This window comes from Synechococcus sp. MIT S9508 (genome assembly GCF_047303045.1).
Lineage (GTDB): Bacteria > Cyanobacteriota > Cyanobacteriia > PCC-6307 > Cyanobiaceae > Synechococcus_C.
This window is the reverse complement of the sequence record NZ_CP138941.1, coordinates 762,447-778,719: the sequence shown is the minus strand read 5'-3', so window position 1 is coordinate 778,719 and position 16,273 is coordinate 762,447. Positions and strand designations below refer to the sequence as shown.

Annotated in this window: 17 protein-coding genes; 5 read left to right on the top strand and 12 right to left on the bottom strand. The window is 59.0% G+C overall.

What is annotated here, in order from left to right:
* The first annotated feature begins 35 nt into the window (after positions 1-35).
* The gene (locus SIB42_RS03880; RefSeq protein ID WP_067096115.1) at positions 36-1,241 is read left to right on the top strand and encodes a phosphoglycerate kinase; all 1,206 of its coding nucleotides are present in this window, start codon (positions 36-38) and stop codon (positions 1,239-1,241) included.
* 29 nt (positions 1,242-1,270) lie between these two features.
* Here the strand turns inward: SIB42_RS03880 and SIB42_RS03875 are convergent, their stop codons facing one another.
* Complete coding sequence (locus tag SIB42_RS03875; protein ID WP_067096113.1) at positions 1,271-1,669, bottom strand: hypothetical protein; 399 nt, start codon at positions 1,667-1,669, stop codon at positions 1,271-1,273.
* A gap of 75 nt (positions 1,670-1,744) precedes the next feature.
* Between SIB42_RS03875 and SIB42_RS03870 the strand changes: the two genes are divergently transcribed.
* Positions 1,745-2,662, top strand: coding sequence for an NAD(P)-dependent oxidoreductase (locus tag SIB42_RS03870; protein ID WP_067096111.1), 918 nt, complete (start codon positions 1,745-1,747; stop codon positions 2,660-2,662).
* On the opposite strand, the gene SIB42_RS03865 is transcribed toward SIB42_RS03870, so the two are convergent.
* On the bottom strand, positions 2,652-3,401 hold the full coding sequence (locus SIB42_RS03865) for a hypothetical protein (RefSeq protein ID WP_067096110.1): 750 nt from the start codon (positions 3,399-3,401) through the stop codon (positions 2,652-2,654). The two genes, SIB42_RS03870 and SIB42_RS03865, sit on opposite strands and share 11 nt — an antisense overlap.
* A 54-nt stretch (positions 3,402-3,455) precedes the next feature.
* On the opposite strand from SIB42_RS03865, the gene SIB42_RS03860 reads away from it, so the two are divergent.
* Positions 3,456-4,532 (top strand): UDP-N-acetylglucosamine--N-acetylmuramyl-(pentapeptide) pyrophosphoryl-undecaprenol N-acetylglucosamine transferase, encoded by a 1,077-nt coding sequence (locus tag SIB42_RS03860; RefSeq protein WP_067096107.1) that lies wholly within the window; start codon positions 3,456-3,458, stop codon positions 4,530-4,532.
* A gap of 8 nt (positions 4,533-4,540) precedes the next feature.
* On the opposite strand, the gene SIB42_RS03855 is transcribed toward SIB42_RS03860, so the two are convergent.
* A complete protein-coding gene (locus tag SIB42_RS03855) occupies positions 4,541-5,635 on the bottom strand; it encodes a pyridoxal phosphate-dependent aminotransferase (RefSeq protein ID WP_067096315.1) in 1,095 nt (364 codons plus the stop codon).
* A gap of 95 nt (positions 5,636-5,730) precedes the next feature.
* On the opposite strand from SIB42_RS03855, the gene SIB42_RS03850 reads away from it, so the two are divergent.
* Positions 5,731-6,567, top strand: a complete 837-nt coding sequence (locus SIB42_RS03850; RefSeq protein ID WP_067096104.1) for a pentapeptide repeat-containing protein — start codon at positions 5,731-5,733, stop codon at positions 6,565-6,567.
* 11 nt (positions 6,568-6,578) lie between these two features.
* Here the strand turns inward: SIB42_RS03850 and SIB42_RS03845 are convergent, their stop codons facing one another.
* The 6 genes from SIB42_RS03845 to SIB42_RS03820 form a co-directional block, all read right to left on the bottom strand.
* On the bottom strand, positions 6,579-8,786 hold the full coding sequence (locus tag SIB42_RS03845) for a type II secretion system protein GspD (protein WP_067096100.1): 2,208 nt from the start codon (positions 8,784-8,786) through the stop codon (positions 6,579-6,581).
* Positions 8,787-8,888: 102 nt separating this feature from the next.
* Complete coding sequence (locus SIB42_RS03840; protein ID WP_067096097.1) at positions 8,889-9,650, bottom strand: hypothetical protein; 762 nt, start codon at positions 9,648-9,650, stop codon at positions 8,889-8,891.
* Positions 9,647-10,345: a pilus assembly protein gene (locus SIB42_RS03835; RefSeq protein WP_067096094.1), complete on the bottom strand. Its 699-nt coding sequence runs from the start codon at positions 10,343-10,345 to the stop codon at positions 9,647-9,649. The genes SIB42_RS03840 and SIB42_RS03835 overlap by 4 nt, the downstream gene beginning before the upstream one ends.
* Positions 10,338-11,225, bottom strand: a complete 888-nt coding sequence (locus SIB42_RS03830; protein ID WP_231856434.1) for a hypothetical protein — start codon at positions 11,223-11,225, stop codon at positions 10,338-10,340. Before SIB42_RS03830 ends, SIB42_RS03835 begins: the two co-directional genes overlap by 8 nt.
* Positions 11,226-11,275: 50 nt before the next feature.
* A complete protein-coding gene (locus SIB42_RS03825) occupies positions 11,276-12,454 on the bottom strand; it encodes a quinone-dependent dihydroorotate dehydrogenase (RefSeq protein WP_067096309.1) in 1,179 nt (392 codons plus the stop codon).
* Between the two features lie 14 nt (positions 12,455-12,468).
* Complete coding sequence (locus tag SIB42_RS03820; RefSeq protein ID WP_067096091.1) at positions 12,469-13,236, bottom strand: ribonuclease H family protein; 768 nt, start codon at positions 13,234-13,236, stop codon at positions 12,469-12,471.
* Positions 13,237-13,296: 60 nt separating this feature from the next.
* On the opposite strand from SIB42_RS03820, the gene SIB42_RS03815 reads away from it, so the two are divergent.
* Positions 13,297-13,977: a DUF3747 domain-containing protein gene (locus tag SIB42_RS03815; protein ID WP_067096081.1), complete on the top strand. Its 681-nt coding sequence runs from the start codon at positions 13,297-13,299 to the stop codon at positions 13,975-13,977.
* 291 nt (positions 13,978-14,268) lie between these two features.
* Here the strand turns inward: SIB42_RS03815 and rplL are convergent, their stop codons facing one another.
* The 3 genes from rplL to rplA all read right to left on the bottom strand — a co-directional run bounded on the left by rplL (position 14,269) and on the right by rplA (position 16,214).
* Positions 14,269-14,661: a 50S ribosomal protein L7/L12 gene (gene rplL, locus SIB42_RS03810; protein ID WP_066909258.1), complete on the bottom strand. Its 393-nt coding sequence runs from the start codon at positions 14,659-14,661 to the stop codon at positions 14,269-14,271.
* A 47-nt stretch (positions 14,662-14,708) separates the two neighbouring features.
* Positions 14,709-15,236 (bottom strand): 50S ribosomal protein L10, encoded by a 528-nt coding sequence (gene rplJ, locus SIB42_RS03805; RefSeq protein WP_067096079.1) that lies wholly within the window; start codon positions 15,234-15,236, stop codon positions 14,709-14,711.
* Between the two features lie 270 nt (positions 15,237-15,506).
* A complete protein-coding gene (gene rplA, locus SIB42_RS03800) occupies positions 15,507-16,214 on the bottom strand; it encodes a 50S ribosomal protein L1 (protein WP_067096078.1) in 708 nt (235 codons plus the stop codon).
* Positions 16,215-16,273: the final 59 nt, after the last annotated feature.

Genomic DNA, 16,273 nt, shown 5'->3' with positions numbered 1-16,273 from the left:
CTCTCCCCGTTTTCTTACCGCACCACACAACCCTCATGGCGAAGCGTTCCCTGGCCAGCCTCTCCGGCGCCGACCTCAGCGGAAAACGTGTTCTCGTGCGGGTCGATTTCAACGTACCCCTGAACGATGCCGGTGCGATCACCGATGACACCCGCATCCGTGCCGCGCTGCCCACCGTTAAGGACCTGATCGACAAGGGCGCCAAGGTGATCCTGTCCGCCCACTTCGGACGGCCCAAGGGTCAGGTGAATGACGCCATGCGTCTCACACCCGTTGCTGCCCGTCTGAGCGAACTGCTCGGCAAGCCTGTCTCCAAGACCGACAGCTGCATCGGACCTGACGCCGAAGCCAAGGTGAACGCCATGGCTAACGGCGATGTGGTTCTGCTGGAGAACGTGCGCTTCTTCGCGGAAGAAGAGAAGAACGAAGCTGGTTTTGCCGAAAAGCTGGCCGGACTGGCCGAGGTGTACGTGAACGACGCCTTCGGCGCCGCCCACCGTGCTCACGCTTCCACCGAAGGCGTGACCAAGTTCCTCAAGCCCTCCGTGGCAGGCTTCCTGATGGAGAAAGAGCTTCAGTACTTGCAGGGTGCTGTTGACGATCCCAAGCGCCCTCTCGCCGCCATCGTGGGTGGCTCCAAGGTGAGCTCCAAGATCGGCGTGCTCGAAGCCCTGATCGACAAGTGCGACAAGGTGCTGATCGGCGGCGGCATGATCTTCACCTTCTACAAGGCGCGTGGTCTGTCAGTGGGCAAGAGCCTGGTGGAAGAAGACAAGCTCGAACTCGCCAAGGAGCTCGAGGCCAAAGCCAAGGCCAAGGGTGTGCAGCTGCTGCTTCCCACCGATGTTGTGCTGGCCGACAACTTCGCTCCCGACGCCAACAGTCAGATCGCTGACATCAACGCCATCCCCGATGGCTGGATGGGGCTGGACATCGGTCCTGACTCCATCAAGGTGTTCCAAGACGCACTCGCAGACTGCAAGACCGTGATCTGGAATGGCCCCATGGGCGTGTTCGAGTTCGACAAGTTCGCAGCCGGCACCAACTCCATCGCCACCACGCTGGCTGAACTCAGCGGCAAAGGCTGCTGCACGATCATCGGCGGCGGTGATTCGGTTGCAGCAGTGGAGAAGGCGGGTCTGGCCGAGAAGATGTCGCACATCTCCACCGGCGGAGGCGCCAGCCTGGAACTGCTGGAAGGCAAGGTGCTGCCTGGCGTTTCCGCCCTCGACGCCGCCTGATTCATAAGTGCCAGGCCAAGGGAGGAACCTCAGCCCCTCCTCCCTCGGCCTTGCCAGCGAAAATCGGGCAAAGGCGTAAGCCCCAAGCGGCGACGCTCGGCATTCACGACCTCACGCCCCTGCTTCATCAGACGCCGGCGAGCTTGCCACTGTTGCTTCATGCAGTCCTGAGCGGCCTGTGGAGTCTGAGCCCTTTCAAGGCAGCTCTGGCCAGACTTGAGCAGCGCAAGCCGTTGGTCGTAACTGCGAAGTCCCCAGTTGCGGCGGACCTGGAACAGTTGCTGCCTCTGACTTTGTGTGAGCTGTGATTCCGGCATCCGCCTGCCTGGAGCCGCTTCCGCGATTCCGCCGGACTGCTGCAGAGCAGCAGCTGTGAGGGCAAAGCAGGGAATCAGGAGTGCTTGTCGCCAGCGGTTGGTGAACGCCATGAAGACCATCAACAGTGAACGCACTCAGGTTGCTGCGAGTGCCGGGCCAGGATCTGACTCAAATGGCCTGCAACCATGACCGGATGTGATCTCACGCCCAAGAGCCGACTGGCCTTCATCGGCCTGGGAGCCCTGGGATTACCGATGGCGGTGAACCTTCAAGCCGCCGGTTATCCACTGCAGGTTCACACCCGCAGTCGTGTGGCGGAAACTGATTCCGGCTTGTCCGGAGCCTTGCCCGCAGCAAGCCCAGCAGCAGCAGTGAGTGGCTGTTATGCACTGCTGCTCTGCGTCAGCGACGATGCTGCTGTGGAGTCAGTGCTCTGGGGTGAACAGGGTGCAGGGCCCGCCCTGGGACAGGGCAGCTTCGTGATCGACTGCTCCACCATCAGCCCATCCACCGCAAAAGACATGGCTGAACGTCTCGCCAAACGAGACATTGCCTACATCGATGCTCCCGTCACCGGCGGCACGGAAGGCGCAAAGGCCGGCACACTCACCGTGCTCTGTGGTGGAGAGACTGCTGCAGTGAACAAGGCGCGAGGGCTGCTGGAGGTGATCGGAAGCTCAATCCACCATTTCGGCGACGTGGGCAGCGGACAGCAGGTCAAAGCGATCAACCAAGTGCTGGTGGCTGGCAGTTACGCCGCAGTAGCGGAAGCCATTACCCTCGGACAGCACTTGCAGCTGCCGATGCAGCAAGTGGTGAATGCACTGCGGCAGGGAGCTGCCGGCTCCTGGGCACTGGAGCATCGCTCCCAGGCCATGCTCAACGACGACTACCCGCTCGGCTTCAAGCTGGCACTGCATCACAAGGATCTCGGCATTGCACTCGACGCAGCGCATCAAGCGGGCCTGAAGCTGCCGATCACCGAGGCTGTGCATGATCAGGAGCAGGCCCTGATGGACGCTGGACTCGGGAATGCGGATGTGTCAGCACTGCGCCGAAATCTTCCTGCGAACCCCTACCGAGTTCAGCAGCTCAAGGATTGAGCTTGCTCTTGTCGTCGACGACCTGCACGCGTTTGCTCACCGTGATCACCCCGTCAGGGTGCACCAGCAGGGCTGCCCAGGTCTGAATCCCAGGCTGAAAGGGAGCCTGAACCGACTTGAACAAGCCGCCACCACCGAGCGGTTCGAGCTGAACATCGGGGCTCTCCTGCACAAGAACCTGCTGGGCAGTCACAGGGGTGAGACCTCCGGCCAGCATTGCCTTGCCCAGGGGTTGATCCACCACCACATCCACGTCGTAACGACTGCCGGTGAGCACCGTGTCGGGAATCAGCAATGAGATCGGCAGGGGCTTTTTGGAACTGGTGAGCACCGACTGATCACTGAGCACCTCCTGAGCAGTGATCAGGCCTGCTTCTGTGGAGAAAGCCAGGCGCTGATTGGCTTTAAAGGAATAGCTGAGCCCATCCTGCTGGCGGGTGCCGCTCACAGCCAGCTGCACCGTAGGGCGACCATCATCCAGAGCCTGACCTGGCCTCACGGCCCAGCGGGTTTCAGGAAAACGCATGCTGAAGCGACGAAAGCGCTCGATCAGTGTCGATGCCTGATCCGGTGCCATCAAGGCGGACAGGGCCTCCACGCGATCGTCTGCATTGAGGGCCAGTTGCAAGCGGGCGCTCAGATCAACAGCATCGCCGCTGGCCGCCAGTGCCGGCATCGTGCTGATCACCGCCGCGCTCGAGAGCACAGTCGCCAAAGAGGCTCGCAGGAGCGGAACCATGAATCAGCCTCAGCAGTCGAACTAAGTTAGGCCGCGTTTTCGTAGTCCGCTCCCATGCCCCGGCTTCTCATCGCCGCCAGTGGCACCGGTGGCCATCTGTTTCCTGCGCTGTCGGTGGCGGAAGCACTTCCAGCCGACTGGAGCGTGCGCTGGCTGGGGGTTCCAGATCGCCTGGAAACCACTTTGGTGCCTGAGCAATACGGGCTCGTCACCGTGAAAGCCGGAGGTCTCCAGGGCCGCGGCCTACGCAAACTCATCCAGTTGCTGCGGCTGCTGGGGGCCAGCCGCGATGTGCGCCGGTTAATCCGTAGGGAACAGATCGATGCGGTCTTCACCACCGGTGGTTACATCGCCGCACCGGCAATCCTCGGAGCCCGCTGGTGCGGTGTCCCCGTTGTGCTGCACGAATCCAATGCCATTCCAGGTCGGGTGACGAGGCTGCTTGGGCGCTTCTGCACCCGGGTGGCCGTTGGTCTTGATGCAGCAGCAAGTCGCATCCCTGGATGTGCGGCCGTGGTCACGGGCACACCGGTGAGGGATGCGTTTCTGCAACCCCAGCCACTTCCACATTGGGTCCCGAAAGGTGAAGGGCCTTTGCTTGTGGTGATGGGCGGCAGCCAGGGAGCCCTTGGCCTCAACCGCATGGTGCGCGTGTTGCTGCCAGAGCTACTCAGCAAGGGCTGCCGGGTGGTTCACCTCACAGGCAGCAACGACCCTGATGTGAACAGCATCGAGCACGCCGCCCTGGTGGAGCGGCCCTTCAGCGACGACATCCCCGGACTGCTGCAACATGCTGATCTAGCGATCAGCAGGGCAGGAGCCGGCAGCCTCAGCGAACTGGCCGTGAGCGGGACGCCCTCTGTGTTGGTTCCTTTTCCGCAGGCCGCAGATCAGCATCAGGACGCCAATGCGGCTAGTGCCGCAGCCCTGGGAGCCGCCGTGATCGTGCACCAGCACGATCCGAACCATCCCACCCTGCGCGAGACGCTCTGGCGTTTAATCGGTACAAGACTCGGCGGCCGTGAAGCCACTGAGAACCCTCTGCCGAGGATGAAACAAGCCATGCAACAGCTGGCGATGCGCGACGCCGATCAGCAGCTGGCGATGGTGCTGAAGGCACTGATGTCTTGAACTCGTCGTTAGCGCAGTTCCTGCTTCAAGGCTCTGAGGATGCGCAGGTTGCCGGGGCGATCCTGAAGACCAATGCGCAGCCAGTTCTCGCCCAAACCTTCAAACGAACGGCAGTCGCGCAGGAGCACCCCACGGCGCGCCACACGCTCTCGCAGATCCAGAAGAGAGGCTTCGCCACGAAGCAGCAGATAGTTGGCACTTGATGGCATGGGAGTCAAACCGGGCAGATGGGTCAACTGGCGATGAAACCAGTTCCCCTCCTGGGAAACCCAGGCCTGCACTCGCTGCAACCATCGATCCATTCCGAATGGATCAGCCATCACGGACCGACCGGCAGTCAGCGCCAGACCATTCACTGGCCAGGGATCACGCCACCGCTGCCAGCGTTTCAATCGTTCTGAAGAAGCCACGACATAGCCCAAACGCAACCCAGCAATCGCGAACAGCTTGGTGAGACTGCGGATGACCACAAGATTGGGATGGCTCTCCACCAGAGGCAGCAAAGACTGGGCTTCTCCTGAGGGCACGAGAGGCAAAAAGGCTTCATCACAAATCACCAATGCGAAGTGCTTCAGCAGCGGCTCAAGCGACGCGCGACTCCAGAGCTGACCCGTGGGGTTGTGGGGATTGGTGATCCAGAGCACCTGACAAGGCTGATCCGGCCCTACAGGCAACGGCCATGGCTGGGGCCAGGTTCCCGGCCAACTGAGGCTGAGAGGCAGTCTGCGCATAGCACCATCCCAGCAAGCAAGCGCTCGGCGATAGTCCGCAAAGCCAGGTTCAGGCAGGCCACTGAGACCGCACCCGACCGCATCCCGTGCAGCCCAGGTGAAGAGTTCCGCTGCACCATTACCGGGCAGCACGGTCTCGGGCTCAAGACCATGCCAACTGGAAATCACCTGGCGAAGTTCTTGCTGCTCGCGGTCGGGATAGTTGCGCAGAGCGCTGCCACTGATCCCTTGCTTCAGAGCACGCCGCAGAACCCTTGGAGGACGGAAGGGCACCAGCGAAGCACTGGCATCAAGGATCTGCGACGACTTCAAGCCGAGGCGGAGAGCTTCCTGAGAGAAATTGCCTCCATGCGGTGGAAGGCCGCTGCTCAAGATCAACGCAAGCAACACACAACATCATCCTGCCCAGTCGCTCTCGACGGCGGCGGCAGAGACCGATACAACCAGTCAGCTGAGAGCTGCAGCCGATGAAAGACTCCCAATGCAGCCTTACAAAAATCCAACAGCTCTCTGGAGTGGTAGTGCTAAGTGCTCTGCTGAGCATCACCAGCACGCAGGTGAAGGCCAGTGATGCGCTAATTCAGCTGCTGCAGGAGCGACGCTGTAGCGGTTGCCGACTGGCGGATGCCGATTTAGTACACGCTGACCTTCGTGATGCTGACCTGAGCGACGCCAAACTGATGCGAGCCAATCTGGGTCAGGCACAGCTGGATGGTGCTGATCTCAGTGGTGCCAATCTCAGCTTCACCAGCCTGCGAGGTGCCTCACTGCGAGGGGCCAACCTGACGGGGACTCGGCTGTACGGAACGGATTTACGCGAAGCAGACCTCACGGGTGCACAACTGAGTCCAAACGCCTTAGATGAAGCTCACTGGCATGGTGCTAGTGGCATTAGTGCTGGCATCCGCAGTCATGCAGCGCTGCACAACGCAGGAGTGGAAGCTTTCCAGGCCGGCAGATGGCCAGCGGCCGAGCAGTTGTTCAGTGAGGCGATCCGCAGCCAACCGAAAAACCCCTTGAGCTGGGTAGCTCGAGGCATCAGCCGTAGCGAGCAAGCAAAAGACGAACGTGCAGCCACTGATTTCCGTTTCGCGGCAGCTCTATATGATGCGCAAGGCTCGAAAGAGTGGGCAAAGAAACTCAATAAGGCCGCTGATTCAGTAAGCCAACGACGCTTTCAAGATCGATCAGCTAACGAAGGCAAAGGCATTGGCGGACAGCTTTTAGAGGGAGCAATCAGCAGCCTACAAATGCTCACACCCATTGCTCTTAAAGCATTAACTCCTTTAGGACTAGGTTTATAAATCATTAATGGCTAACTTCCACTTAAAACTTGGCGAGCGGCAGGCAGACTAGGTCGATACCCATAACCAAATTTACCGCCATTCGCATCATCAATAATGCGAGGGGTGACCATAATAACTAATTCTCTTTTCGATCTTTTCCCTAGACTACTCCTGAAGAATTGACCAATGAAGGGCAAGTCACCTAATACCGGCCATTTCCTAACAGTCTGCTGGTCCTCATCAGAAATAACACCAGTCAAAATTAAAGTTTGACCATCTCGAACTCGCAGACTTCCCGTATCCAATCTCCTAACACTCAAAATACTGACGGTTCCGCACCCTGCAATTGGTTCCGTTTTTGTTACAGCTGCAATTGAGGGAGATAGGGCGAAGGAAACGAAACCATTGTCATCAATTTTAGAAACCCGAGCGCCAAATGTAAGGCCGGCAGTTCCGAATTCTGGCTGGCAGGTATTCGCCGCACCATTTTGACCTGCCTGAACATCAAAACTCTTAACCACTTGCGTGCCCACCGTCACGAAAGACTCATTAGCGCGGGGACGACCAATTGAGGCAGTGGAGAAAGCCGAATCCTCCCCTGACGCCGCAACTTCGGCACCTCCAGATATTTCTGATGGATTCTCACTCAAAATCAAAGTTGGCGCCGCCAATGTTTTAGTATTTGCAGACTCAATCATGGCCTTAAAAAGATTAAAATATTGATTCTCTGGATAAACGCTTCCCGGGTTAATACGAGCAGGGCTTATCGGAGACCGTTCAATCTCTGCTTGTCCAGCGTCAAGAGTTACACGTTCGCTTTTCCCACTGGAAGCTCCGCCTGAAATAGTATCAAAATTTTTATCAGTGGGAGGAAGCAAAGCGCCAAAAGCACCAACCAACTCACCCCTTTCACTTACAATAAAATTATTGCCACTGCGGAAAGCAAAGCTATTCGACATCGTCGAATCATTAGCAAGTGCTACATCCAATATGCGCACAGACAAGGCAACTTGCCGTTGACGAAGATCAATTTGCCTCAAATAATTCTCAGCCACCTGAACCAATAACGAGTCGCCAACAAGAGTCACCGTTTGCAACCTTGAGTCAGTCGTCAACACCAAGCCACGAAGAGGCCCCGCCGACGCACCAAATGATTCCGTTGAAGTCAGTTGAGAACTTTCTTGAGAAGCAGTATTACTAATATCAGCGTTACCTTCCGAAGCAGTCTGCCCAGACGTAATCATGACCGTATTAGTAAAATTAACAGTTGCTCCGAGATTTCCTAGATATTCCGCAGCACCCCTCGCACTGACCTGATTGAGTCGGATCACCTTGGATATCTGAGGCCCGAAAGTTTTTGAAGCAGCTGTTCTTCCGACCAACAAAGTACGACCATCAAGCTTGCCCTGAAGGCCCGAGGCCAGCAACACACCATTCAGAGCTCGCGCGTAGCTTTCACCCTGGAAAGCCATTGAAACGGAACCTCCCTGAGAATCGTCCTGAACACCTTGCGCACCAGCCGTTCCACCAGCAGTGGGATCAGCTACGAACACGAAGCCATAGCCACCCAATCTTGCCAATGCCATCAATGCATCTTTGGCTGGTGCATTGTTGAGTGTGAGGGTTACCGGCGGCCCACTCACATTCACAAAGCTACGGTTCTGCAAGACCATCGTTCCCACAGCCATATCGCCCAGCGGTGGTGCCACAGCCCTTGGACGCAGGGGGGGGGCATAGCGGGCCTGAGGAACGACTCCAGGCGTATTCAAATCCAAACGCCCGGTCTGCAACATCGGACCGGAAACAAGACCTGGAAACTGCAAGATCAAGTTGCGTCCATCCGCACTCACCACAGGCTCCTGCAAGGTCATCCCCGGTTGGGGAACCACCTCAAGCTCGTAGGCATCACCCGAACCCCTGATGGCCACTCTCTGCAAACCTGAAGCGGGATCAGACAACTGATGACGACCATTGCTCAACCCAGGGGTGCCCTTCGTCTGCAACCTGCCTTCCCAAACCTGGCCATTGAGCCGTTGCTGTAAAACCGGCTGGGCGCCAACCCCCTGAACCACAACCTCCACACCAGCCTCTCCGCGACGAATGCCCAGGGAGATCGCCCCCTGGGCCAGTGCCGCACGAGAACCTGATCGGACAGAGCCATCGAGCAGGCCCACCTCAATAACGCTGAGACCAGCGACGAGCAAGAGTGCTGTGAGTCGTGAAGAGGGGGACGGCATACCCGGGCCTGAACCCCGTGAACATGGGCGGATGGTATCGATCGGATTCGACCAAGGCCAGCCCTCTTGAAACGGCTGCAATGAATAGGTCAGGAGTCCGCCTTACGAGGGTTGTTCTCCTTTGCCCTTCGTGTCAGAAGACCCCGTAGAGCTCAAGGCACCGTCGCCAGCCTTCGGCACTTGATCAAAAAAAGTCATCCTCAACTTCAATCGTGTGCGAGGCAGATCGATCTTCACCGACTGACCTTCAACTTCTGCGGGAGCCTCGAGAGCAGTGAGCTCGAGATCACTCGGCTGCACAAGAAGCTCAAGCTGCTCCATGCCCCTCAAGAACTTCAGCAATCCCTGATAAGGCCCCTCCACCTGCAACAACACTGAGCTTTTCACATATCCAAGCTCCTTGAGTGGATCGTTGGTCTCTTTTGCACCGCCCGTGCGCTTGATGTTCTGATCCCTGGTTCCGCTGCGATTCGAGGCTTCCAGTGAACTCGCCGGGACCGGTTCATAAAGAGTGATCACCACACCGCTTGCGGCGGCAATACGGCTGAGCTGAGCCAGAAACGTCTGAATCTGGCCACGACCTGCCAACAGGGTCATCAGCTGAGCCTGTTGCTGCATCACTTCACCAAGCGTTTTGTCGCTCTGCTTGAGCTGAGCCTCCAAAAGAGGAAGAGTGGCACGCTTGCTAGAGAGCTCTGCGATCCGCTGACGCTGTTGATCGAGCCGATCCAATCCCGGCCATCCCACTGCAGCGAGCACCCCAGAAGCCAACGCCAAACCAATCAGAGCCGGAACAGCGACCAAAACGCGCTCCCTGGTGATTCGATGCCGCCAGGCTGAACGATCAGGACTGAGATTCGTCACGGTGCGACCCCCTGCTGCTCCAGCAAGCGATAGCGCTGCGCTAGGCCAACCGCACCGAACTGCTGAAGCTGCTGAAGGGAGGGTTTAGCCGTGGCATCAAGCGACCAGTCAAGGCTGAAGCGCACCGAAGGCGCCTCGCCATCATCCCTGGTGACTTTCAATACCTTGACGCCATTCGTCTGGGAGATCGGCAAGCGCTCCAACGCGAGCTGGAGAGCGTTGACTCGCTCAAGCGGACCTGGTTGACCACCCAGCCCCACCTTTCCAGACACTTTGATCAAGTCGTTCTGCGCCGAAACATCCTCGAGCTGAACGCCCACTGGCGTCACAAGGCCCAACTGCACCAGCAGGGGTGAGCCCGCCGGCACAGCCACCAACTGCTCAGCGATTTGCAGATTGTCCTCTCGAATCGTGGCCACTTTTCGCTTGGCAATACGCAGGCGGCCTTCCGTTGATTGCACTCGCTGCTCGAAGGGTGACAACAGCTGCAACTGCTGCTTGTGCTGGCTTTCGATCAGTCTGATGACAACGATCGAACCAAGGGACAGAAGCACCGCCACCCCACCGATCAAGGCCCCGCGCAACAGCAACGGGCGCATGGGTTGACATGACCCGGCAGGCTCGGGCAACCCGAGCTCGAGCCTGCGTTCCCGCAGGAGATCAGGCAGTTGCTGTTCAACCGATCGATCAGGCATCGTCCCTCCCCCGGGACGCCGTCAGAGCAAGCTCGAACAACGACATTTCGGAATCGGAATGCAAAGGTCCATGCCGGGAATCATGCTCTGCGCCCCAATAGCCCTGCCACTCAGGTGCGGCAGTGATCCACCACCCCGGCATGCCGACTGGATCCCAGGCTTCAACGAGCTCCAGCACCTCATGCCTGAGCGCAGGGTGCTCCGAGGACTGCAGGTTGAAATCAAACTCTGGACAACCCTTGCGTAACAACAACAACCGCCAGCGACCCGCCTGCTCCACCAACCAGACCAGTCGCTCATCAGTGCCAGCCTGGGAATCGCGAAGCCCTCGCCAGGCGGCCGACAACACCCATTCAGCACGCCGCAATGGAAGATCCGCCTCCTCCAGGGTGCTCACCCAGGCCTGCAGTAGCAGTCGATCCGTCCCCACGACCAGGGCCGAATCGGCTCGCGGCTGAGGGAGCAGATCCAGGTAACTGTCTTGCACAGCCAGCGACCAGCCCAGCTCAGGATGCAGCTGCCGCAGCTCAGCGCCGCAGCTCAGCGCAGCCGATGCTGCCCCCTCAAGCAGACGCCACTGACAACTTGTGAGAGGCAACAGCAGCTCAACCTCAACCTGAGGAAGACTCAGCCCCTGTTCCAGCAGCAGATCAGCAATGGTCTCCCCCAGCGCCTCACGGTTCAGAGGCTGACCGAAGCGGCATAAATCAGGCGGAAGAACAAGATTCGACAAGGCCCAGTCATCCTGCGACCAGCAGGCCAGATTGAGCGCTTCATCCTCCGGTGCCAGCAGCACTCGGCGTGGATCGAGCAGACCCTGCACCTGCATTACCCAGCTGTCCAGAGCCGGGAAGCGATCACGCAGTTCTGCAAGCACCACGATGCAACTCCAAGCCAGTGGGTGCTGCGACCCTGCTGGAAGGGTATCGGCTAGTGCCAGGGGGCGCCGCTACCCACCGCTTCACTTATGTGACGAATGCCGTAACGATCCAGCTGCTCGATCAGCCCCTCCAGGACGCGGGGCACTAGATCCGGACCTTCAAAAATCCAACCGGTGTACAGCTGAACCAAAGACGCTCCGGCAGCGATCCGCTCCCAGGCGGCCTCGGGCGTGCTGATCCCACCGACCCCCACCAGCGGCAGTGCTGGACCAGCAGTTGCACGCAACCGACGCAGCACCTCCAAAGCCCGCTGGCGCAACGGATCACCGCTGAGACCCCCAGCTTCCTGGGCAAGGCTGCGGCCAGTTTGGCTCAGCACCCGCTGAGCCAACCCAAGCCGATCGAGACTCGTGTTGACGGCAATCACACCGGCGAGCCCCTCCTCATAGGCCAGGCGGGCGATGCCATCGATGGCGTCATCTTCGAGATCCGGTGCGATCTTCACCAGCAGTGGCGGACAGCCCGGCAGCCTGCGCAAGCGTTCCACCAGTCGTCGCAACTGAGTGGCGTCCTGGAGGTCACGAAGACCAGGGGTATTCGGCGAACTGACATTGATCACTGCATAGTCGGCCAGTGGCGCCAACATTTCCAGCGACGAGGCGTAGTCATCAGCCGCCAGCTCCAGCGGCGTCACCTTCGATTTACCGAGATTGATCCCGAGCACGGCAGGTCGCTGACCGCGCGGCGGGAGAGCCTGTCGCTCGAGGGTGCGACGCAGCTCCTCTGCACCTTTGTTGTTGAAACCCATGCGGTTCAATGCCGCGCGCTCCTGGGCCAAACGAAACAGCCGCGGCCTCGGATTGCCAGGCTGGCCATGCCAGGTGACGGTGCCGACTTCGGCAAACCCAAACCCAAAACGATCCCAGACCCCAGCAGCAACACCGTCTTTATCAAATCCAGCCGCCAGCCCCACGGGATTGCTGAAACGGCATCCGAATAACACCTGCTCCAAGCGCAGGTCACGGCGTGTCAGTTCAGCTGCCACACCATCAAGGACACCAGACAAACCCGGCCACTCGCGGCGAAGACTGCACTGACCCAATGCCTGAAGGGCAGCACGGCTGAGCTGTTCAGCATCCATGCCTTCGTCTTTGGCCAGCACAGGTCCCAACCAGCGCCGATAGAAACCTGCGGTGGACATCACCCCGGACGATGACGGCTGGGTCATCTGGGTTCCTCGATCTATCTCGATCCTGCCTCGGCGCGGCGCAGCCGCCAGCAATCGCCCTCGGCCGGTTCCACCAGCCAATCACGCCAGCTCCAGGTCTGTTGTCGTTCTGCCAGGCGCGTCAGCGGTTGCTCCACCAGCTGGGCCAGTTCCACCAGGGACAGGGCATATCCGCCAGCAGCCAAACGATCGGCCAATTCCAGCCTGGTGAGGAGCTGTTGCAGGGATTCAGGTGCCAAGTCATCTCCCTGCGTTTGTGGCCCATCCACTGTTCTGTCGAGTTTGGAGGGGGCAGCTTGAGACGCTCGACCAAGCCTTGGCGATGTCCCCTTGGAGAAAGCCACAGCGATCTGATCGACCCGATCGTTATCCGGGTCACCGCTGTGACCTTTCACGTAGGTCAGCGGCACATCGGAGAGGCGGGCAGCGTCGAGGGACTGCCAGAGGTCCTGATTGAGCACGGGTTTGCCCGCTGCGGTTTTCCAGCCCTTGCGTTTCCAACCCGCCATCCAAGAGCCCAGGCCATCGATCAGGTACTTGCTATCTGTGCGCAGGGTGAGATCGGGATGACGAGGCAACTCCGCCAGCCTCTCCAACATGGCCAGCGCTGCCTGCAGCTCCATGCGGTTGTTGGTGGTGGCCGGGTCGGCACCCCCGAACTCCTCCACACTGCCGTCCTCAAAGCGGATCAAGGCCCCCCAGCCTCCGGGGCCAGGATTACCGCTGCAGGCTCCGTCAGTGGCAGCGGCCACAACGCGACCTCTCTGATCAGCCTCAGCCATTGGTCACCTCACGCCTTCTTCGGTACAACACGGTTCTTGAACACCCAGGAGGACTGGGCCATGGGCCGAACCTACTTCCGCAAAGCTGCGCTGAGTGCTGCTGCCGTAGGACTGGCGGCGATGGCCGGGAGCCTGCCTGGATGGGCCCGGGCCCTGTTCGACAGCAGTCCACTGCAAGAGGAACGTTTCGCAATCCTGGCCCAGGCAGTGGGACGAGATCGCTGGAAGCTTCTGGTGCTGGAACAGATCAAAGCCAGGCCGCTCTGCTGGGAGGAACGTCAGGACGGACTGATGAACCCTTCTCTGAACAACTTCGATTTCACGGGAATCTGCAGCCGCTACCTGGACAGCAACGGCTACTCGCTGCGCACGTCCGGCAACGATGTCGACAAGCGCTATCGCCTGCGTCTGAAACAGAGCAGAAACGGTCTGGCATTGCAGGCGATGGACTCTGTGCGCGGTGGCGGCATCACAGTGGCCAGAGCCAACAAAGTACGCAGGGATAAAAACGCCTTTGTGAAACTGACGCTGGAGCCAGGCTGGTCGCTCGAACGCCGCAGCTACAAGGGGCGCACGCTGAGCCACGTGTATTTCGCCAATCCGAAGCCGATGAACACGCTGATGGCCGTCAGCAAGGCGAGAACGTTTGATCGAAGCCTGACCTTTACCGCCAGCCTGCCCATGCCGCCTTCACAGCCAAGTGGACCGGTCCGTCTGACAGTGATTCCCTTTCGACCCTGAGCCGCGGCCCCACGGAAGGACAGTTGACAGAGCGCCCCAGCACAACGCGCAATTTCCAAAGCAATTTTTTACGTTGTCGAAGTGTGAGGAGTGGACAACGCATCTTCCGGGTCGAAACAAGGACAGACTCCGGTCATGCGTTTCACTTCTGAGCTCTGCTTCAAGCAGAGCTTTTTTTTGTACAGCCAAACCCGATTGGCTGCAATCGTCCAGACAAAAAAAAACCGACCCGAAGGTCGGTATCGATTGAAGGGAAAGGATCAGCAACCGCAGGCCGCCGATCCAACAAAATCACTTGAGAGTGACCTTGCCGCCCACCTCTTCAATGGCTTTCTTGAGGGCTTCGGCGTCGTCCTTGGAGACACCTTCTTTGATGGTCTTTGGAGCAGCCTCGACCATGGCCTTGGCATCGCCCAGGCCAAGGCCTGTGGCTTCGCGCACAGCCTTGAGGACCTTGATCTTGGCGGAAGCATCAAAGCTTTCCAGCACAACATCAAATTCGGTCTTTTCTTCAGCGGCCTCGCCACCACCACCAGCGGCAGCGCCGGGGGCAGCCATCACCACACCCGCGGATGCGGCAGCGGAGACGCCGAAGGCCTCTTCGATCTGCTTAACAAGCTCGGAAGCTTCAAGCAGGGAAAGGGACTTCAACGATTCGAGGATTTCGTCGGTTTTTGCAGACATGGTTGGGATTCAGCAACAGATCAAAAAAACAGTCGGGTCGAAGACGTTCAGCTTTCGCCGGAATCGGCGTGCTGCTTGAGCGCCCGAGCAAGACCGGAGGGAACCTCGTTGATGCCCACAGCCACCTTGGTGGCAACGGCATTGATGGAACCAGCGATCTGAGCCATGAGCACTTCCTTGGTGGGAAGGTCACCGATGGCCTTGATCTCGTCCTGAGACAGGAGCTTGCCTTCGAAAAGGCCGCCCTTGGTTTCGGACTTCTTGGTGTCCTTCTGAAAAGCCTGAAGGGCTTTGACTGCACCGCCGACATCGCCCTTAACCAGGACGAAAGCGTTGGTACCACTCAGAAGGGGATCGAGGTTGGACCAGGCACTATCACCATCAATGGCGAGTCTCATCAAGGTGTTTTTGGTCACCTTGCAAACGCCGTTGCTGGCCCGAAGACGAGTCCTCAGATCAGACATTTCCTTGATGGAGAGACCCTGGTGATCCAGGACCAATGCCATTTCGGCCTCACCGAGGAGCTGCTTGAGCTCTTCGACGATCTGTTGCTTGCTCTCCAGAGTGCGGCCCATAGGATTTGGATCGGATCGGGGGAACAAGCTGGACACACGGCCGTTCAGTGCTCCCGAAGGAGACGAGGCCGCGTATCGATCCAATCCCATGAGGGAGCAAAATCGTCGCGTCTGCCTCGGCAGGACTTATGCATCTAGAACGGTTGGTAACAACCTCTTGAAGCAACCTGCTGTCTTTGGCCGGGCGCGTGCCCGTTGTCTGGCTTTCGCCAGCATTCAAACTTACATCAAAGCCCCCACCAGAGTGGAGGCTGGCTGGGATGAGCTGGATCAACCCTCTTTGTTGATGTCCTGAAGGGCTGAGATATCCACTTCCACTGAAGGACCCATCGTGGAGGTCACATACAGGCTCTTCCAATAACGACCCTTGGCGCCGCTGGGCTTATTGCGATCAATGGTCTCCTGAAGCATTTTCAGGTTGTCTAGCAGGTTGGCAGCATCAAAGCTGGCCTTACCGAAACGCACGTGCACAATGCCGGTGCGGTCAGCACGGAATTCGAGCTTGCCAGCCTTGAACTCCTTGATGGCGGCCGCCAAATCGGTCGTGACGGTACCGGCTTTGGGGTTGGGCATCAGACCACGGGGGCCGAGCACACGACCCAGCTTGGCCACTTTGGGCATCATGTCTGGGGTAGCGATCAGCAGGTCGAAGTTCATCTCCCCCTTGCTGATGGTGTTGACCAGATCCTCATCGCCTGCGAGCTCGGCGCCGGCTGCTTTGGCCGCTGCAACCTTCTCACCACTGGTGACCACCGCGATGCGCACGGTCTGACCGGTGCCGTGAGGCAGTGCCACGGTGGTGCGCAGCTGCTGATCGGTGTATTTGGGATCGATCCCGAGACGCACATGCGCCTCCATGGTCTCGTCGAACTTGGCGTTGGCGTTGTCCTTGACCAGCTGAATGGCTTCAAGCGGCTCGTAAGCACGCTCTTCAACCTTGGTGACGAGGCTGGCCAGGCGTTTTGAAAGTTTTGGCATGGCTTAGATGGGGTTCAGACGACCGCAAGGTCTCCCCCTGAAGAAATTGGAAGTGAGCA